The sequence below is a fragment of the Nocardia sp. Tas62D01 genome, from assembly GCF_055232035.1.
In genome coordinates this window covers 9,043,005-9,061,563 of the sequence record NZ_JBUYUZ010000001.1, presented here as the reverse complement: position 1 = coordinate 9,061,563, position 18,559 = coordinate 9,043,005, and the positions used below count along the sequence as shown (strand labels likewise).

At 65.8% G+C, this 18,559-nt stretch carries 16 protein-coding genes and 1 pseudogene; 5 read left to right on the top strand and 12 right to left on the bottom strand.

Going from position 1 to position 18,559, the window contains the following annotated elements; genetic code table 11:
* Window positions 1-59: 59 nt before the first annotated feature.
* Genes ACV7NQ_RS44075 through ACV7NQ_RS44065 form a run of 3 tightly spaced genes read right to left on the bottom strand, consistent with a single transcriptional unit; the run spans window position 60 to window position 4,656 of the window.
* Entirely contained in the window at window positions 60-1,214 is a 1,155-nt protein-coding gene (locus tag ACV7NQ_RS44075) for a hypothetical protein (protein WP_463364914.1), read from the bottom strand.
* Complete coding sequence (locus ACV7NQ_RS44070; protein WP_463364913.1) at window positions 1,211-3,052, bottom strand: hypothetical protein; 1,842 nt, start codon at window positions 3,050-3,052, stop codon at window positions 1,211-1,213. Before ACV7NQ_RS44070 ends, ACV7NQ_RS44075 begins: the two co-directional genes overlap by 4 nt.
* 2 nt (window positions 3,053-3,054) lie before the next feature.
* Complete coding sequence (locus tag ACV7NQ_RS44065) at window positions 3,055-4,656, bottom strand: site-specific integrase (RefSeq protein WP_463364912.1); 1,602 nt, start codon at window positions 4,654-4,656, stop codon at window positions 3,055-3,057.
* Window positions 4,657-4,723: 67 nt separating this feature from the next.
* Between ACV7NQ_RS44065 and ACV7NQ_RS44060 the strand changes: the two are divergent.
* Window positions 4,724-5,065: pseudogene (locus ACV7NQ_RS44060) on the top strand (NUDIX domain-containing protein); the annotation flags it as partial.
* Between the two features lie 502 nt (window positions 5,066-5,567).
* Here ACV7NQ_RS44060 and ACV7NQ_RS44055 read toward each other — a convergent pair.
* The 3 genes from ACV7NQ_RS44055 to ACV7NQ_RS44045 all read right to left on the bottom strand — a co-directional run bounded on the left by ACV7NQ_RS44055 (window position 5,568) and on the right by ACV7NQ_RS44045 (window position 7,035).
* Complete coding sequence (locus ACV7NQ_RS44055; protein ID WP_463364911.1) at window positions 5,568-6,110, bottom strand: NUDIX domain-containing protein; 543 nt, start codon at window positions 6,108-6,110, stop codon at window positions 5,568-5,570.
* A 106-nt stretch (window positions 6,111-6,216) separates the two neighbouring features.
* Window positions 6,217-6,699, bottom strand: a complete 483-nt coding sequence (locus tag ACV7NQ_RS44050) for a P-loop NTPase family protein (RefSeq protein WP_463364910.1) — start codon at window positions 6,697-6,699, stop codon at window positions 6,217-6,219.
* Window positions 6,700-6,816: 117 nt separating this feature from the next.
* Complete coding sequence (locus tag ACV7NQ_RS44045) at window positions 6,817-7,035, bottom strand: hypothetical protein (protein ID WP_463364909.1); 219 nt, start codon at window positions 7,033-7,035, stop codon at window positions 6,817-6,819.
* A gap of 36 nt (window positions 7,036-7,071) precedes the next feature.
* On the opposite strand from ACV7NQ_RS44045, the gene ACV7NQ_RS44040 reads away from it, so the two are divergent.
* Window positions 7,072-7,215 (top strand): hypothetical protein, encoded by a 144-nt coding sequence (locus ACV7NQ_RS44040; RefSeq protein WP_463364908.1) that lies wholly within the window; start codon window positions 7,072-7,074, stop codon window positions 7,213-7,215.
* Window positions 7,216-7,916: 701 nt separating this feature from the next.
* Here ACV7NQ_RS44040 and ACV7NQ_RS44035 read toward each other — a convergent pair.
* From ACV7NQ_RS44035 to ACV7NQ_RS44020, 4 genes are all read right to left on the bottom strand, one after another.
* Complete coding sequence (locus ACV7NQ_RS44035) at window positions 7,917-10,523, bottom strand: valine--tRNA ligase (RefSeq protein ID WP_463364907.1); 2,607 nt, start codon at window positions 10,521-10,523, stop codon at window positions 7,917-7,919.
* 74 nt (window positions 10,524-10,597) lie between these two features.
* Window positions 10,598-11,524, bottom strand: a complete 927-nt coding sequence (locus ACV7NQ_RS44030) for a glycosyltransferase family 2 protein (protein ID WP_463364906.1) — start codon at window positions 11,522-11,524, stop codon at window positions 10,598-10,600.
* Entirely contained in the window at window positions 11,521-11,868 is a 348-nt protein-coding gene (locus ACV7NQ_RS44025) for a hypothetical protein (RefSeq protein WP_463364905.1), read from the bottom strand. Before ACV7NQ_RS44025 ends, ACV7NQ_RS44030 begins: the two co-directional genes overlap by 4 nt.
* Before the next feature lie 350 nt (window positions 11,869-12,218).
* Entirely contained in the window at window positions 12,219-12,350 is a 132-nt protein-coding gene (locus ACV7NQ_RS44020; protein ID WP_463364904.1) for a hypothetical protein, read from the bottom strand.
* 5 nt (window positions 12,351-12,355) lie between these two features.
* Here ACV7NQ_RS44020 and ACV7NQ_RS44015 point away from each other — a divergent pair, with 5 nt between their 5' ends.
* Window positions 12,356-13,381, top strand: a complete 1,026-nt coding sequence (locus tag ACV7NQ_RS44015) for a tetratricopeptide repeat protein (RefSeq protein WP_463364903.1) — start codon at window positions 12,356-12,358, stop codon at window positions 13,379-13,381.
* A 577-nt stretch (window positions 13,382-13,958) separates the two neighbouring features.
* Here the strand turns inward: ACV7NQ_RS44015 and ligD are convergent.
* Window positions 13,959-14,909, bottom strand: a complete 951-nt coding sequence (gene ligD, locus ACV7NQ_RS44010) for a non-homologous end-joining DNA ligase (RefSeq protein ID WP_463364902.1) — start codon at window positions 14,907-14,909, stop codon at window positions 13,959-13,961.
* 481 nt (window positions 14,910-15,390) lie between these two features.
* On the opposite strand from ligD, the gene ACV7NQ_RS44005 reads away from it, so the two are divergent.
* The gene (locus ACV7NQ_RS44005) at window positions 15,391-15,759 is read left to right on the top strand and encodes a hypothetical protein (protein ID WP_463364901.1); all 369 of its coding nucleotides are present in this window, start codon (window positions 15,391-15,393) and stop codon (window positions 15,757-15,759) included.
* Window positions 15,760-16,419: 660 nt separating this feature from the next.
* Here the strand turns inward: ACV7NQ_RS44005 and ACV7NQ_RS44000 are convergent.
* Window positions 16,420-17,202 carry a DNA alkylation repair protein gene (locus tag ACV7NQ_RS44000; protein ID WP_463364900.1) on the bottom strand — a complete coding sequence of 261 codons (783 nt, stop codon included), beginning with the start codon at window positions 17,200-17,202 and terminating at the stop codon, window positions 16,420-16,422.
* Here ACV7NQ_RS44000 and ACV7NQ_RS43995 point away from each other — a divergent pair.
* On the top strand, window positions 17,195-18,547 hold the full coding sequence (locus ACV7NQ_RS43995; RefSeq protein ID WP_463364899.1) for an ATP-grasp domain-containing protein: 1,353 nt from the start codon (window positions 17,195-17,197) through the stop codon (window positions 18,545-18,547). The genes ACV7NQ_RS44000 and ACV7NQ_RS43995 overlap by 8 nt on opposite strands.
* Window positions 18,548-18,559: the final 12 nt, after the last annotated feature.

Sequence of the window (18,559 nt, the reverse complement as noted above, 5' to 3'; positions counted from 1 at the left end):
AGGTGGATTCACATATCAAGCCTTACGTCATGCGAGAGACCGCGCTCCGACCTGCGCTTTCAGCTTATAGTCCCGGTCGCCGAATGTTGCATCAAACGCAATTCCGCCCGTTTTTCACCGGGTCGCATGCCGGACAGGAAGCAGATGACGGTGAACGCGGCAACGTGGAGCATCCGTAGCAGCGGAGTCAGCTCGTGGCGGGTGAGCGGCTCGGGTCGCCATGGGCGGCCGTCGAGGTGGCCGGTGATGGCGCCGAAGTAGGTGCGCGGGGTGACCGGCAGTCCGGCATGGTCAAGCTTGCGGCGTTGGCTGGAACCCATTCCCGCTCGCAGGTTTTCGGGAATTCCGACCATGCGGATGACGGCACCGTAATTGATGGTGACGCGGCCCGTGGCGTCGGTGTGGCCGGGCAGAGCACCGCCCGCTCCGCGAGTGCGTTCGATCAGGACCGGCAGGCGTGCGCCCAGAGTGCCCGAGTAGCCGTGCTGGGAGGGGTGGACGCCGGCATCGATCTGCCGGTATTCGATCCAGGCATTCACGATGTCGGGCCCGAAGTCCTCGACGACACGCAGCGACCAAGCCAGCAGCGCGGTCATGGTGTCGTGGTCGATGCGTGGGGTCTTGTTGTCGATGCTCTTGCCGGGCAGGCCGACCACGAGCCGGTTGACCATCCCCTTCCAGGGATAGTCGAGGTGAAGGCGGGCGTGTTCGGGCAGGTGACGGCGATAGAGCCAGAGGGTCCGGATGACCGCGAGCATGTCGGATTTGCGGCCTGCGGGGCGATCCAGCGCGAGCACGTGGGTTCGATAGAGATCCAGATCGTGGTCGGTGACATCGCTGAGTTGCGTTGTCCCGCGCTCGATGAGCCAGTGAGCGAACACGCGCAGGTCGGCGAACCAGTAGTTGAAGGTGCCGACGCTGGTGCGTTCACCCGGGCGTGGGCCGTCGGGGGTTCCGGGGTTCGGGTGATCGAGGACTGCGAGGAAGAACACCTTGAACGTGGCGCGCAGCTGGGCGGGATAGTGGTTCCAGCGCAACGAGCAGATGTTGATGTGGGCATCGGGATGCGCAGGTTTGACGTGCCAGATGTCGTCACCGAACCGCGACAGCGTCGTGAGGTCCGTGCCGGGACGCAGTGGGCGCGACCGCAGCACGATCGTGTCGTTCTCGGGCCAGCCGCCGCCATCGGTGAGATCGGTCAATGCCCGAGTCATCGCAGGTCCAGCCTTCCTGTAAGCAGATCGTCGACCAACTGCCGTTGCGCCTGACTGAGGTCAGTGCGAGCAGCGGCGGTTTGCGCGGTTGAGTAGTGGCTCACGATGTCGTCGAGCCGGTCCATTGGTTGCTGGTAGCGCGCCGCCCAGATCGTCGGGTCGAGGTTGGGTCGAAGAGCTGCGATCCGGTCGCGAACGGCGACCTGGACCGGCAGGTGATGAGGCAGGGCCCGAGCGTTGGCGCATTCGAGGCAGGTCAAAAACGATGCGGTGCAAGGGATCCCGGGTTCGGTATGCGGACCGGTCAAGTGGTCGACGCATCCTGCCATCACGGTGTCGTGACGGCCATCGAGCAGTTCGGTCAGCACGTCGGCGCGCAACCCCGCCTGCGTCGCCGCGGCAGCAAGGTCCGCGCGTGCTCCCTCGATGAAATCGACGGTGAACACAGGGATGTGCTGATGGGTGCGAGCCTTCTCGACTTGATCACGCAGGGCGGCCCCGACCACGATGCGGCTCTCGGTCATCACCGTGGCACTTCCGTGCAGGTAGATGTCGTTCATGGTGTGTCGGGTGTGCGCGATCGGTCGTCGCCGTCGCTCGATCACGGTCTGGCGGATCCGGACGACGTTGATCGCCGGTTTGCCGGTCGGGTCCGACTGAGTCCTGGTGGGAAATCCGTGGGTTTGGGCCCACCACTTGACGTGACGCGATGCGACACCTGCTGCCCAGCGTCGCCCGCCCTGACCCGACGAGCGGTGATAGCAGGTGAAAGCACTCGCGTGACCGCCGAGACGGCGCGTCATCTCGGTGAGGTCCAGCAGCAGCAGATAGACCCGCAGCGGTGAGCGAAACAGACGCCGGTCGGCGTCGGCATCGCCGAGAACATCAGCCAGCCCCGGCGGCAGATCCTCGAGGGCAGTGATCATGTGTTCGCGATCGGGACCGCGGCGAGGTTTGCTCGCCTCGAGCAACCCTATGGCCACCCCGCCCTCAGCTCCGTCGGGCCGGTGATGCGCCGCCGGCCATGCCGCGATCGTTCCGAAGTTCTCACCGGTCATGCCCGCCAGTAACAGGCAGAATGCGGTCAGCTCCTGCTGGCGCAGGCTCAACGCCTCGATCAGCTGTGTGGTTCCTCCCACCGAGTAGATGCGCTTGACGTAGCGGCCACTGGGTTCGCAGGGCAGCTCTCCCGTGCGATCGAGCTGGTCCAACAGCTGACCGATCCGAGCTGCGCCCCCGATTTCCGTGCCCGCCCGATAGGCGGCCAACATCTGACGGCCGCGATGAATCCTGGTGCGGGCCAAACGGATATCACGACGAGCCGCGGTCATGATCATGTGCCATTCCGCATCGGAATAGGCGAGCAGCTGGCTGTGTCGGCGGGTGCCGCAGCGGAAGTCCAGTAGCGCGGTGCGGGCCAGCTCGGGCAGTTCCGGATCGTCGACCAGCAGCGCCTTCAGATACTTGAGGTGATCGTGTTGCGCTGTGCTGCCATCGAATTGGTCCAAGTATTGCCGCAGGTGGCCTGCGGCGAGCTCCGCTGGTGATATCGGCGCTGGGTGTGCCTGGCCGAGGCTGACAGCGAACGCCCTGGCGTAGGAATGGACAGCCGCAGCCGATTGGGTCCTCTTCACCGCCGAGCGCGCCCCGAACCGCCGCAGCAATGCTCGGCCGAGCCATTCCCGGATGCCCGCAGTGACCGGCCAACTCGACAGGTCGAATGTCGTTGTGCGGCCCGATATTTCCTCGACGAAGCGCAGCCGAGTGCCGTCGACATCGGCGGCGAGACGCTGCGGAGGCCGCCAGGCGGTGTCCGGTTGTGATGCTCGTCGTCCCATCGCTATCGCACCCGCAAATCCGGTGCGGTCGCGACACCACGCAGGACCAGACCGCCCTCGGTGCCCATGGCTCGCAATGTCGAACCGATCGCGGCGTGCTCGTCCTCGTCCAGCAGCGCCATCAGATAGTCCAGCTGCAACCCGGTGAACGGTTCGAGGTAGTAGTCGCGGGTCGTGGACGGGTCCGCGTGCCCGAGCAAGATCGACAATCGATACCAGATGTCGCCGATCTGATCGCGCAGGTCCTTCAACTCCTCGGTGGTGAACCCGTCGAGTTGCTGTTCCCAGACCGCCGACAGGATCGAAAACCATTTCAGCGCAAAGGAATGCCGCAACATGTGCGGACGAGCCCATAACGGGCAGCCGGCCCCGCTTGCCTGGCGGGAGCCCGTGATGTCCGTGGCCGCTGTCCGTGCCCACGCGGCGGCGATTCGCGCGTTGGCGTCGCCGAAGGTGTCTTCCCAGCCTGCCGGCTTCTTCGGCAGCCCGTTCACTCCGAGCCAGACCGCCAACGGTTCCAACCCGTTCGGTGTCCGCCGAAACAGGTGCCGTCGCTCGTCGGGACCGCAGACGTCCAGCGTCAGCGGCACTGCCCCGGACGGTCCCTCGAGCAGCAGTATCCGACTGCGAGCGTTGTAGCCGGTGACGATCCGTGCGTGCGGTAACCGCTCGTAGCGGCCCGCACGTTGTGCTCGGCGCACGACTTCGGCGCGCGACCCCTCGACCGGATCCAGGTATCCCGTCACCTCCGCCAACGCCCGTCGCGGAATGCGGTAGTCGCGGCCCCGGCCGCCCTTGCCGCACGCGGCAGCCAGCCGAGCTCGCGGATAGCGGCCCGGATCATTCACGGGCAGTTCGACATCCACCACGCTCGCCCATTCGCGCAGCCGCAACCCGGTGCCGTAGAGGCCATTGACGAAGGCCACGTCGCGGTCCTCGTTGAAGCCCCGCCAGCCCGCCACCCGCTCACCGTCGAAGCCGTAGCCGCGCAAGCCGACATCACGCCACTGCTCGAACGCCGACCGCAACAGCCACTTCACCTGCCGACGATTCGATCCCGCCGGACGCAGCGGATTACGACCCACCCGCGCGGACCCCGCACCCGCAGCGATCGCCGCGTGCGAGCGGCGTCGCGAGCCCGCCATACTCACCGTCGGCACCGGATTCACCACGGCGTAGCGCAGCGACGCCCACCGATAGAAGGTATTGAGCGCCACCAGATCCCGGTCCAAACTCGTCGGCGCTACTCGGCCGTCGTTACGGACATCGGTCAGGCGCCAATCCTTGAACGCCTCCACATCCGCGACCGTCGCCGAGTCCCAGCATCGGCCGAAAACGCCCAGGAACCCGAACCACACCGCCAGCGAGTAGGCATAGCGGCGCATCGTCGACGTCGAGGCTGCCGCCATGGATCCGGTACGGAAGAACAAGTTGACCCGCGCGTCCGCCTGGCCGTCCGGCGGGAGCAACACCGGTGTGCCGTGGCGGGCCCCGTTCCTCGCCGCGCGCTCCCGGAGGTCACCGAACCACTCCACCCCTTCCTGGACCGAAGACTCCTTGAAGAAGTCATAGAAATCCACCGACCACCTACCGGAGTCGTGCACCATATCTCCCTGTACCCCAAGTCATTCCCGACAGATCTAGGGAGCCTAGAGAACTGGCGGGCATGTCGATGATCAGGAATCGCCGCGCGTCGCGGTGTTGCGCGAGGCCGCCGAAGAACTGGGGATCGAGCCGGTGTTTCATTCCTGGTTCGGCGATGGTGATCCGTTCTTCCTCACCATCACCCAGACCCGTGGCGCGCACTCCCACACCGATGTGACGTTCTGGTTCGTACTGGCGGGTCAGGAGTCGATGGCGCTGGTGCGGGATCCCGCCGAAGCGCACGAGTTGCGCTGGTTCGCTATCGACGATCCTGCCGAATGGGCCGATCCGGACCGTTTCGATCCGGGGATGCTGCGGTTCTTGGGTAAGCTCGCCACTCACCTCGAGGCTCCCGCCCCGGTCGCGTGACTGTTCACCGGTAGCGGGTCGGTGACCGCGATTTTGATGGTGGTCAGCATGGCGGCGTGATCGCTGCTGCCGGTCTCGCGGGTGCTGTGGTCATAGATGCACGAGACAATCTCACCGGTGTCTGTGCCTGTGGTCCAGGCGCTGGTTGTCGAAACGGCAACTGAGAGCGGCCGATATCTGCGGCCCGGTGCGCGCTGCCGTGGTAGCAGCTGATGCGGACGACCCGGATCGGCCGATGTCGGCACCGCGGCGGCCCCACCTCGATGTTGTTCGTAAGACGTCTGCTCCCGATGAGCTGCACTCCCACCTACATAGCGAAAACCCGTTATCCGCTGCCGATATCGACACGCTCACGGTGGCAGCCCGCCATCAGGTCACTTGCCTTCATCCACCAACAGCTGGCCGTCCCGGAGGAGACGAAGGAGCGCCTTAACGCACGATCCGGCGTCGGGACTGATGCGCGGTGGGCGCGGCCGTCGAGGTCAGCCGGCTGGACGGTTGCTCATGCCGGACGGGTTGTGCGTTCGTGCAAGAGCAGCAGCGTGTAGGCGGCGATGCTGTCGGCGTCGGAGATCTCACCGGCGATGATCATCGACTCCACGGTCGCGCGGGGCAGCCACGCCGACCGCATATCCTGCTCCGACTGCTCCCGCCGTGGAGGACCCGGGGTGAGGTCGGTGGCCAGATACACGTGCCCGCGTTGCGCGGTCATGCCCGGCGCCGAATCGAGTGCACCGAGGTAGGTCATGCTGCCCGCGCTCAGGCCGGTCTCCTCCCGCAGCTCGTTGTGGGCAAGGGCGATCGGGTCAGCGTGGGTGCCTGGAGACGGTGTGCCTGCCGGGAATTCCCAGCAGCGCCGCCCGAGGGGGTGCCGGAACTGTTCGACCAGATGCAGGCGATCACCCTCGATCGGGATGATCAACGCGAAATCGGCTCGCTCGACCACACCGTAGATCCCGACCGAGCCGTCGGGGTGGCGCACCGTATCCTCACGCACCCGTATCCACGGATTGGTGTAGATGGTGCGAGTGCCGATCGCTTCCATGTCGGTCGATCATGCCGCATGGACTTTGCGCCGACTCGGGAAACACCGTGCTGTCTGCGGGCAAGCGAGGCTCGCGCGACGCCACAGACACTCAGGCCGCGGCCGATCAGTTGGCGATGTAGCGCTGGGCTCGAGTGCGGCTGGTGAGGGTGATCAGCCGCGCGCATGCACCGTGCTCGGCGATCAGCGCACGTACTCGCGGCCGCGTCGTGCGGCGGTAGCGGCAGACGTAGCCGATGAACTTCCAGGTGATGGGGTCGTAGACGCCGTCGCGGTGCTGGCCGCCGCGGTAGCGCCAGCGGCGTTGCAGGATCCCGAGCAGGCAGGTGATCGCGGGCAGGTCCAGGAAGATGACGGTGTCGGCGCGAGCCATCCGGATGTGCAGGCTGTTGACGTAGTTGCCTTCGATCAGCCACCGCTCGCCGGCGACCAGACGCCGCTGCGCCGCTTCGAATTCCGTGGTCGGCCGAGGATTCCAGTCGGCGTCGTAGAAGACCGCGTCCAGATGCGTCGGCGGCAGCTCGTAGCGGGCGGCCAGCTGATTCGCGAGGTACGTTTTCCCGGATCCGCCGCACCCAACGATCACCACGCGATTCACGTCCCGGGAGGCTACAGGGTTCAGCCGGCGACCCCGGTCATATCGGCTCATGCCCTCCACCCGCCGCATCCCGAACAAGGGGAGAATACGCGCTAATTCGATAGGGGCTCAAGTGTTCTCGCCCGATTCGCACCAGTAGCCCGGGTCGCGCCCGTAGTTCGGTGTGGTGTACGCGCGATCCCATGGTGCGTCCTCGGCGATCAGCTCCCGCCAGGGCGCGACCTCGATGTAGAGGACGTTCCGTCGGGGTAGCAGGCGTGTAGCGGACAGTCGCGTAGCGACCGACCAGCTGCTGTGTACAACACGATCTTTCGGGGTGTCAGTCACAGTTGCTTCCTGTTCGCTGGCGTACCGTGTCCGCCGATGCGGACCTTCAGGTCGTTCCCGATCAAGCTGCCGTCGGGTGAGCGGTATTGGACCGTCGTCGACAGCGCCTATCACCCGGTGCCGACCGCCGACGACTGGCTGCTGCACCTGCGCTGGGCCTTCCCGCCCAGCTCGACCTGACCGGTACCCACCCGGTGCTGCGCTACCTCGAGAACCTGGTGATCAAGATCCACAGCATGCAGTCGCAGACCGACCGCGACGAGCAAACCGGATTCGCGAACATCATCAAGGGCGTGTCCGGCGATCCGCGATCAGATCAAGGCCAAGGTCGAAGCGCTGATCGCCGAACTGCTGCCCGCTCACGCCTGACCTGCCGCGAGAGTGGCCGGATACTGACATCGTCCGCGGGCGAGCCGAGGCGGTACATCGGATCGGCGGTTTGCAGGCAACTCGACCACGTATCCGGGCTGGCGAACAGCGGCCACAGGCCCGTTTGGTCATACCGGTCTCGAAACGCCTCCCACCGCCGGACAGTCGGGTAACCCGGCTCGACGACCGGGACCCACAACGAGGTGCCATCCAGTTCAGACTCAGGAACCGGAACGAACTCCAGCCCTGTACCTTCCGCGCCTTTCAGCAGTTCAGCAGGGTCTGAACCGCGCCACAGCCGAGCCAGCGGCACGGAACATCGAATCCAATGCCATGTCATGTCCTTGGGGTGATGTACTCGGCGCGCACCACAAGCGCGGATCATGGTGCGCGGAATCGGCTTTCGTCGCACCAGCAAGGCCAGGTGACAAGACCCAACCCATGATCCAAGGGATGCTGGCGCAGCAGCCCGCCACGGTGCACCCAGTTTCGGCCGCACCGTGGCCGACCCGCTACTTCGGCAGCAGGTCGAGTTGGCGCTGGATTCGCTCGGCGTCGTGTTGAGCTTTCCGCATGCGAGCGCGAATGCCATCGACAATGTCGGAAGGTGCTTTCGCCAAGAAGCTTTCGTTGCCCAGCTTCTTTGTGGTGCCGTCGAGTTCCTTCTGTGCGGTGACGAGGTCTTTGGTCAGTCGACGGCGTTCGGCATCGACGTCGATCGCTTGGGACAGGTCGAGGCTGATTCGCGCCTGACCAATTGGCAACGTCGCTGTCGGGTTGAATCCATCGGTGATCGGCTCCAGCCGCAGCAACTGCCGGATCCCTGCCTCGTGCGATTGCAGCGCTGTTGTTAGTTCGAGGTCGGCGGGTACGGGTTGGCTGGTGCGCACGCCTTGCTCTGAGCGGAAGCGACGGACTTCGGTGACGAAGTGCTGGAGTTCGGTGATCTCGGTTTCGGCGGCGGTGTCGCGGTAGCCGGTATCGGTGGGCCAGGACGCGATGACGACGGATTCCTCACCGGTGAGTGTGGTCCACAGCTTCTCGGTGACGAACGGCACGATCGGGTGCAGCAGCCGCAGCAGGGTGTCCAGAACGTGCCCGAGCACGCGGCGGGCGGCATCCGCTGGGTCGCCGCCTGCGGCGTAGGTTGCCTTGGACAGTTCGAGGTACCAGTCGAAGACTTCGTCCCACGCGAAGTGATACAGAAGGTCGGTCAGCTTGGCGAACTGGAAGTCCTCGAACAGGGTATCTGCCTCAGCGACAACGGTATTGAGTCGCGACAGAACCCACCGGTCGACCGCCGTAAACGTCTCTGCCGCCGGTAGCGGGCCGGTGGTGGTGGCGCCGTTGATGAGGGCGAAGCGGGTGGCGTTCCAAATTTTGGTGGTGAAGTTGCGGCTGCCTTCGACGGATTCTTCGCTGACCGGGGCGTCGGTGCCCGGGTTCGCGGCGCGGGCGAGGGCGAAGCGCAGCGCGTCGGTGCCGTATGCGTCCATCCAGGTGATCGGGTCGACCACGTTGCCGAACGATTTGCTCATCTTCTTGCCGTGCTTGTCGCGGACCATGCCATGCAAGGCGATCACCGCGAAGGGTGGTTGGCCGGTGGCGTAGAGCCCGAACATCATCATCCGGGCGATCCAGAAGAACAACAGGTCATAGCCGGTGAACAGCACGCTGTTGGGGTAGAACTTGGCGAGGCTGTCGGTCTGCTCGGGCCAGCCCATCGTGGAGAACGGCCACAGCGCCGAGGAGAACCAGGTATCGAGCACGTCGGGGTCTTGGGTCCACCCTTCGGGTGCGGTCGCGTCGGGGCCGACGCACATCACTTCGCCCGCGGGTCCGTACCAGATCGGGATGCGATGTCCCCACCACAGCTGCCGGGAGATGTTCCAGTCGCGCAGGTTGTCGACCCAGTCGAAGTAGCGGCTGGCCAGCTCCGGTGGATGGATACCGACACGGCCGTCACGGACCGCGTCACCGGCGGCCTTCGCCAAGGGCGCGACTTTGACCCACCACTGCATCGACAGGCGCGGCTCGATGACGGTTCCGCATCGTGAGCAGTGCCCCACCGCGTGCTCGTAGGGGCGTTTCTCGGCGACGATGCGGCCCTCGGCGCGCAGCGCGGCGACGACGGCGGAGCGTGCTTCGAGTCGATCCAATCCTTGGAATGGGCCGTGCGCGGTGATGATTGCGCGTTCGTCCATCACCGTGAGCGCGGGCAGGTTGTGGCGTTGCCCGATTTCGAAGTCGTTCGGGTCGTGGGCAGGAGTGACTTTCACTGCGCCGGTACCGAACTCGGGGTCGACGTGGTCGTCGGCGACGACCGGGATCCGCCGGCCGGTCAATGGGAGTTCGATCTCGCGCCCGACCAGATGCTGGTAGCGGTCGTCGTCGGGATGGACCGCGACGGCGGTGTCGCCGAGCATGGTTTCCGCGCGGGTGGTCGCGACGACGATAGAGTCCTCGCCGGCGCCGTAGCGGATCGACACCAGCTCGCCGTCGAGCTCTTTGTGGTCGACTTCGATATCGGAGATCGCGGTCGCGCAGCGGGGGCACCAGTTGATGATGCGTTCGGCCCGGTAGATCAGGTCGTCGTTGTAGAGGCGTTGAAAGATCGTCTGGACCGCACGCGAGAGGCCCTCGTCCATGGTGAAGCGTTCGCGGTCCCAGTCGACGCCATCGCCGAGGCGGCGCATCTGATCAGAGATCGCACCACCGGATTCGGCCTTCCACTGCCACACACGCTGCTCGAACGCTTCGCGCCCGAGGTCGTGGCGTGAGAGGCCCTGCTTGGCGAGTTCGCGTTCGACGACGTTCTGGGTGGCGATTCCGGCGTGGTCCATGCCCGGCTGCCACAGCGTCTCGAAGCCTTGCATGCGTTTGCGGCGGGTGATGGCGTCGATCTGGGTGTGCTCGTAGGCGTGGCCCATGTGCAGGCGGCCGGTGACGTTCGGGGGCGGGATGACGACGGTGTAGGCGGGCTTGTCGCTGGTCTCGTCCGCTTTGAAGTAACCCCTGTCTACCCACCGTACGTACAGCTCACCCTCGAGTTCTGCCGGTACGAAAGTCGTCGGCAGGCTGGTGGGTTCGATGCTGTTTCGGGGGTGGGTTTCGGTCACAGTCGCCCAGCATATTGCCTGCGCATCGCGGGTCCGACCGGTACCGGAAGATGGCCGCGATCGGGCCGGGCCGGTCACGGGATGCCCAGCGAACCAGCCGGGCTGACCAGGGCGGCACGGCGTTGGTGTGCCACCGCCAGGGCCTGGTCGAGGTCGACGGCGGCCATATGGAGGAGGTCGACCAACCGGCCGGGTTTGCTCGCGCACACGACGGCCGCGAGTTCGGCCGCGAACCGGTCCTCGCCGAGGAGCGCCCGGAAGTAGTCGAGGTTCTTGTTCACCACGATTCGGGTCATCTCCAGCTCGCTGACCTCGGCAGTGGACAGACGAGCGAACCGCGAATGGATGCGGTACTCGTGGAACGGGCCCGGCACACATCGGATCTCATTGGCGGCGCCGCGCCGGTGGCGTGCCGCGAGGAGGTCGATCGCGAAGGCCCAGTCCTGCCATTTCCGGATACGGCGGTCATAGCCACCCGCAGCCAGGCCGTCGGCACGCCGGTAGACGATCGACATCGGTGCGTGATGCTTACGGACCAGCAGCTGCTCCAGGCAGGGGTAGGCCGAGATCGTCAGACCGTCGAAGTCTCCGAACATCCGCGAGAACGTGTGCACGAACGCAACTTCCGGCGCCGAGGCCAGAATCCGCACCGCCTGCTCGGGGTAGCTGCCGTCCGCGAGTAGTACCGGATCGATCGCGAGCTGGTCATCGGAATCCAACGGCAGGACATAGTCGTAGCGGGCTGCGTCCAGTCCGGCATTGCGGGCGGCTTGGGCGCCGCGGTTGTCCGGCAGCCGCACAATCCGCACACCCGAGAAATCGCGGCAGGCATCAATTGCGGCCACGGTGGCAGGGCCATCGCTGCCGTCGTCGACCACGATGATCTCCCAGGGAATCGACATCGGTTGGGAAGCAACGGATTCGACAGCCTCTGTGATGAAGTCGCCGCTGTTGCGACAAGGCAGGATGACACTGATCCCGGCCGCTGGGTCCTCGTTCATTGGTGTCCTTCATTGTGGGCTCTGCGGTGGGCGTGGACGGTGATCCTGTTGGCCTCGAAGTAGTTGTGTGGTGAGTCGGTGTTGCGCTCGGCGTGCTGGGTCAGGGTCATGTGGATGCTCCATCCGGCGTAGAGGCGTTCGATGGTGGTGCGGAGCGTGTCGGCGGTGTAGGCGGCTTCGTCCTGGATCAACACGCGGCGGCCTCGTCGGTCGGTGCGAATGATGTCGGTGAACACCTCGAGGAAATGCCCGGCACCAGCCGGGGCGCGTTGGATACAGCGGGTCAGGACATCGCGGACTTGGTCTTGGCGCAGGTAGTGCAGAACGTCTTTGGCGACAACCACCGAATTGCCTTGCTACGGCGAAGTCCTCGATCCGCTGCTCGACCACCTCGATTCGACTCGACCAGTCCGGGCAGCCCGTCAAGCGTGTACGCAGGATCTGTGTCGGGATCTGGTCGACGGCAACGACATCGAAGCCGGTCCGGGCCAAGGTCACTGTGTAGGTGCCCATCCGGTAGCCGAGGTCCAGCGCGGTCCGCGGGGCGCGATCATCCAAGGAGTTCAGGAATCCGGCGAACCTGTCGGAAACGGGTGCCGACAGCCGCTCCGCTGTCGACACACCGTCTCCCAGTGCTTCGAGATAGAACGCGCTGACCTCCTTCTGGGAGCGCACTATGCACATGGATTGACTCCTAGAATCCGTCGACTTCCACGGTTTGGCCGGGGATGCGCAAGGACAGCGCGAGTGCTTCGGTGACACGCATCGGCAGGTAGTGCTCCTGCAGTCGGCTGCGGGTCTCGGTGCCGCGCAACCAGTTCTGCATGAGGGATGTTGGAGAACGACCAGCGGGACGTGAAGCCGGAGCACATCGTCGCCTACTCGCGGGCGCTGAACATCCCGGTGTCAGCGTTGATGGCTCCCCCGGACGACCCGATCCGGCTGGCTCACGAATGGCTGGTGTCCGACTCCGCGCCAGTCACTCACTCCTCCGCAGGCCGGCGGGTGGGGCACTCGCTCGCCGCGGAGGTTGAACAGCGCGTCATCGAGCTACGTCACCTCGACGACACGGTCGGCGGCAAGGACTTGTTTCCCCTCGTCTCGAAGGAACTCGACGACCTGCGGACGGTCATCAACGAATGCAGCTACACCGAGGACATCGGCCGCCGACTCCTCACCGCGGCCGGAGAGATGTCGCAGCTCGTCGGATGGGTCGCCAGCGACGCCGGGCAGTACGGGCACGCCCAGTACGCCTACCTCGATGGCGCGAAGGCGACCTGTCAGGCCGGGGATCGGGTACTCACCGGGCAACTGCTGTCGAGCTTGAGCTACCAGATTGCGAACGTCGGCAAGCCGGATGACGCGGTCCTTCTCGCCCGGACGGCCGCAAAGGGTGCGCAGGGGGCGACGCCGGTGGTCGCGGCGCTGCTGACCGAGCGTGTGGCGTGGGCGGCGGCCCGCGCCCGCGATCGTGATGGAGCGATGCGAGCCCTCGACACTGTGGACAACACCTACGAGCGCCGTTCGACGGGGATCGAAGAACCCGAATGGGTGTACTGGGTCGACCGGTCCGAGATCAACGTGATGGCGGGACGCTGCTTTGTTGAACTCAGCGATCCATCACGGGCGCGACCACTGCTCCAACAGGCAATCGACAGCTATCCCAAGGATCGAGCACGGGAAGTGGCGCTGTATCAAACGTGGTTGGCGGAATCGTATGCGCGGAACCGTGATTTCGATGCGGCTCAGGAGACGATCCGGGCGGCGAGGAAGGCTGCGGACAGCGTTCATTCGGCGCGACTCGAGCGACGCGTTGTCGAGATTGAGCTGATGCTCAGCGGACGCGGCGGGTGGTAGCGGGGCCACGGTCGAGCGTGCAGCGACGACCGGCGGCGGTGTTCCGTCATGGAGGAGCCGTCGCTCGGCGGTGGCGCGTAGGGTGCCGGGAGCGAGGACCAGACCGGCGTCCTCACCGACAGTGCGGACGATGTCGTCGACGGTGCGCACCGCCCGACGCCGGTGCGGGCACGTATGGTGACGAACAAGGCCCGCACCACGGTGCTGCCACGGGGGAGTTGACGGCGGTGGGCAAGCCACGCGACCAGCGCGGCCGGCGGTGAAGCCTGGTGCCTCGGCTCGCTGAGGATCTCGGCCGACTTGCCGACCCCGTCGGGTTCGACAAGTTTTCGTTCCAGCCGTCGTCCATGTACCTGCGCGGATACGGTGATTGATGCGCTCTGGCAGGCCTTCAACGCTGTCCTTCGTCATCAGAGCGAGGCCGCCGAGGTGCTGACAGTCATCGGAGCTGATCACCGAGACACCCGATGCGTCGTGACTGGAGTGCGTAAGGGACCCGCTGGAACGGATCCCCTTATGTGAACTCTCGTCCGGTCCAGGGTGACCGCGCCGTGGCCGGGTTTCCAAAGACGATCGGCTAGCCCGGCAGGGTGATCTCGGCGAGTTCCTTGTCGCTGCGCAGGCCCCGCCAGCTCGGGTGTCGCAGCCCTTCGCCGGTGTATTCGCGGTATTCGATGCCGCCGATGAGCTCCGGCCGTACCCAGTGCACCGCTGCGGGGCGGGCGCGTCCGCCGAGAGGCGTGTCGAACGGACTTTCCGATGTGGCGAGTTCGTCGAGTCGTGCCCTCAGGCTGCGGCGGGCCGCCATCGTGAACCCGGTTCCGACGTTGCCGATGTAGACGAGGCGACCGTCGGAGTCGTAGGCGCCCAACGCCAGCGATCCGAAGGTGCGCGACATCATCCCGGTGCCGGGTGTCCACCCGGTCACGATCGCCTCGGTGGTCTCGCGGATCGGGGTCTTGATCCACACCGGTGACCGGCGACCCGGGTGGTAGGCCGATTCGATCTCCTTGGACACGATGCCCTCGAGGTGGTGCTCGCGGGCCACTTCGAGCATCCGATCGGCGTCGACCTCCAACCAGTGCGGCGGGACGCTCACCAACGGTGCCGACAGCTCGAGGCCGGCCAGGCGGGCGCGCCGAGTCAGATAGGGGAGCCCCGTGACATCCTCGCCGTCCGCGGTCAATACGTCGAACGCATACAGTTGCACCGGCACCGACCTGATCAGCTGCTGGGTGGGCCGCGCGACGTGCATGCGACGTTGCAGCAAACCGAACGATGGTGTGCCAGACGGCTTCTGCGCGATCACTTCGCCGTCGAGAATCAACTCCCGACCCCGCGCGGATTCCGCGATCGCTGCGGCGAGTTCCGGATAGGAACTGGTGACGTCTCGACGGTTTCTGCTGTACAGGCGGCAGCTGTCGCTGTCGCTGACGATCATTGCGCGCACGCCGTCCCACTTCATTTCGATCGCCCAGGCAGCAGTATCCGGCGGCCGCCCTGCGACGGCCAGCATCGGTTCTGGCACTGCAACCACACCATAAGCGTACTTTCAGCTATCGATCCTGATTCATTATCGACGCAGCACTACCAGGCGTGTCATTATACGAACATATGTTCGACAGAAACGGCCTTCAGGGAGATGGCGAGCGACCCGACAGGCCACTGGCCGGGCTGCCGCGCGCCGCACAACTGGACGCCCTGCGCGCCCAAATGGCGGCGATCCCAGGCGAAGTCGACGCCGTAACCACCCCACCAGCGCCCGCGGCGGATGTCCTCGAGATCCCAGGAGGACTCGGCGAGGCGCTACCCGATGGCGGACTGCCGCGCGGCAGTGTCCTCGGCTGCACCGGCGGCGGCTCGGTGCTGCTCGGATTACTGGCCGCCGCCACCGCCGCTGGCGAAACGGCAGCGGTCCTGGGCAACCCGCGAATCGGCCTACTCGCATTCCACGAAATGGGCGGCAACCTCGCACGACTCGCACACGTGCCGACCCAGGAGACGACCCGATGTCGATCGCCGCGGCCCTGCTCGAAGGCGTCCCCGTCGTGGTGCTCGATGTCGTCGGATCCGCACCGCCGTCACCGTCCCGCGCGGTCGTCGCGCGAGCACGCAGCCACGGCACCGTACTCATCGTCACCACCCGCGGATGGGCACGGCCGGATCTGCAACTGGAGTCCCGCCCCGCCGCCTACACCGGCCTCGGCCAAGGCCGCGGTCGCCTGCAAGAAATACATCTCGATGTCCGCGTATCCGGGCGTGGCACTCGCCCGAGCATCTCGCGACTGACCCTCGCCGGAGCCGGGCCGGGCCGTACATGCTGGACCCGGCAGACAGCGGTCGCGGCGATCGCCAGCCCGCTCACGCAAACCGGATGAGCGCCACCATGGACGGCGACAGGTACGCGGCGTTGCGCCGACTTCAACCGCCTCGCCCCGTTCTGGTGAATCCACGCAAGGTGTGGATGCTCCCCGACCGAACGCCGAAGCGCGACGGACCCGCAGCCCTCGGTGTCGCCGCCTTCAGCCTCGACCCGCAGATCACCGACGACTGGATACCCGCCGTGCAGTTCTCTTGGGCGAGAATGCGTTTCGGCACCATGATCATCTGGTTCGGCGAGTGCGCCATCGACATCCGCACCCAACAACGGGCAGATCGGCGTCACGCTGCGGCAATGGGTGCCGCAAGACGGAATCCGGCCTGCCACGAAATAGCCTCGACGATGTCTCCGAGGATGCCTCGGTCAGCGTGTGCTGCAACGATTTCGGCTATGTCTGCGGCTGATGGAGGCGAGGTCAGCGGCACCGATGCACCCCGCCGCGGTCGAGGCCGCCTTCCTGGCCGGGGATCTGCCCTATCGGATCGGCGATCCCTGCCCCACCCAGGTCGGCGGCGCGTACCGGCCCGAACGATTTTGATTTGAATGGAAATGCATTGTCCGACAACAATTCCTACGGTCAGCTCGCGCGGTGGCGGGTCTGGCATCTGTGCCCGGCCTGCAACGAGCACGTTGATCTGGCGCCGGGGTGGCTGGCGGGTCACAGGACAAGCTGTGGCGGCCGAACCTGTTGCCGCTGACCGAGATCGCCGACATCCGAATCGTCCACTGCATCGTACCGACCGCGATTGTGCGCGACGTCCAGGTGCACGATGCCGTCGCAGACGAACTCGATCGGCGGTTTCGGTTGCGGGCCGGGCAGCAGCTCACGGAACTGCTCGGCGGCGTCCGGACGCGCTTTGAGCGCTTCGTTAATCAGCCATACCGCAGCCTTGCGGACCGGTTTCCCGTCATCGAGAAGCAAACCGGTCAGGCCCGGCACCTCCGCTGGTGCGAGACCCAACTTGATCGGCCGGATCAGCGACACGACATACAGGCGCCGTTGCCACTGCGACGGCGACACCGCGAGCCCGCGAAGCTGCCCCAGCAATGCCGGGTCGGCCACCAGCGACAGTCCCACGACCCCGCCCAGTTCGTCGACCGACAGCCAGTTGTCCAGCAAGACCGCCCACCGCTCGATCATCACAGCGGGCATCGTCAACTCCGTCAGGCGCAGCATCATCGCCGCCGCCAACTCCTCCTCATGGTCGCTGCCATGCCACAGCACCTCCACTGCCCCGAACACCACCGCCGAACACGAGCTGGACTTCAACGCCGACTTCACCGCACCGCGCAGCAACGGAATCCGCACCCCCAGAACGGGTTTGCCCGGTCGACGGGCCGTGACCGTGCCGGCCACATAGTCGGGGTCAGAGTGTTCACACAGCCCACGCCGGACATCGGCCACCAGCGACGAGATCCGGTCCGCGCTCACAGTGTCCACCCGATCCAGCCTACGACCAACCACCGACACCACCCGGCAGGAGACACCCCATGGCAGCCACCTCACACGATATGACCGCACCGCGTCCCCACGGCGGGAGTCCGGTCTATGCGTCTACGGCGAACCCGACCCCGCCGCCCTCACCCTGAGTGCTCTACGCGAAGCGGGAACCATTCTCACGCAGGTTCCCCTGGACATATTGGTCGCCCTCGAAACCGGCAAACCCGCATTGCGCGATGAAGCACTCACACGATTGGCTCGCCACGACGGCCGCGATCTCGTCGGCGCCGTCGGGTTCGATGACTGGTGGACCACAGCTCTGAGCGCACTGAATCCGGAATGGCCGCTGGCCGATGCCAGAACCCTGGTCACCGACAAAGCGCGCCTCTACACCGCACTGCGCCACCACAACGTGGCCACGTCGGACTTTCACCTCGGCACGCTGTCGAGGAGTTTCCTTCTCGACGCGGTGACCGCGATGGGGCCGCGTCCCGTGCTCAAACCTACGACCGGCGCGGGCTCGCGCGGCGTCTACCGATACCGCGACAATCTCACCGTCGACGACAATCTCAGGCTCTACCAACAACTTCTACGCCTGGGCCACATCGACACACAAACCCCGATCATCGCCGCCCAATACCTCGGAGAAGACGACGCCGCGCTCGAAATCAGCGTGGACGCCCTCGTCTGCGATGGGCAGATCTCCCACGTCACCGTCCACGAAAAACTCACCGCCACCGCGGTCCACCCGTTCGTCGACAACGTCATGATCTCGCCACCGACCAATCAGCTCATCATCAACGAGCTGCCACAACTACCCGACACCCTGGCCGCCGTCGTCACCACCGTGAACCTCACCGACGCAGCACTGCACATCGAGCTCCGCCTCCACAAACGGCACTGGCACGTTCTCGACGTCGGCGTCCGGCCCGGTGCAGGACTCGTCGCGCACGCCGCCTGGGCACGCACCGGCGTGGACCCACGCCTGGCACACCTCGCCGCCAGCCTCAACCGTCCCCTCAGTGCTGGCATTGTCGCGAGCGCAACAGGCCGGTACCCCGCGACCTGCATCGCGTGCTGCTACGTTGCGCCACAACATCGGCCCGGCATCCGCATGCAACGACACAGCGGACTCGCCGACACCCTCCGAACGACCACCGACGTGATCGGATGGCATCTCAACGTCGCCGAAGTCGACGACGAGGTCTACCAACCCGACGCCGGACTCTCGATCGGCATCGGCGCGCCCGACAACCCCACCGCGCTCCAACGACTACGGTCGCTCGTTGAGCCCTACGCCTACACCACCGCCTCCACGACACCCGAACCTGTTGCCGCCCAATGAAAAGGAACAAAC

Excerpts from the sequence above, each read along its gene's own strand:
- ACV7NQ_RS44040 (WP_463364908.1), top strand. The coding sequence starts at position 7,072 with ATGCGGACCTTCAGGTCGTTCCCGATCAAGCTGCCGTCGGGTGAGCGG.
- ACV7NQ_RS44055 (WP_463364911.1), bottom strand. The coding sequence starts at position 6,110 with ATGGAAGCGATCGGCACTCGCACCATCTACACCAATCCGTGGATACGG.
- ACV7NQ_RS44030 (WP_463364906.1), bottom strand. The coding sequence starts at position 11,524 with ATGAACGAGGACCCAGCGGCCGGGATCAGTGTCATCCTGCCTTGTCGC.
- ACV7NQ_RS44020 (WP_463364904.1), bottom strand. The coding sequence starts at position 12,350 with ATGCAGAACTGGTTGCGCGGCACCGAGACCCGCAGCCGACTGCAGGAG.
- ACV7NQ_RS44005 (WP_463364901.1), top strand. The coding sequence starts at position 15,391 with ATGTCGATCGCCGCGGCCCTGCTCGAAGGCGTCCCCGTCGTGGTGCTC.
- ACV7NQ_RS44070 (WP_463364913.1), bottom strand. The coding sequence starts at position 3,052 with ATGGGACGACGAGCATCACAACCGGACACCGCCTGGCGGCCTCCGCAG.
- ACV7NQ_RS44015 (WP_463364903.1), top strand. The coding sequence starts at position 12,356 with ATGTTGGAGAACGACCAGCGGGACGTGAAGCCGGAGCACATCGTCGCC.
- ACV7NQ_RS44075 (WP_463364914.1), bottom strand. The coding sequence starts at position 1,214 with ATGACTCGGGCATTGACCGATCTCACCGATGGCGGCGGCTGGCCCGAG.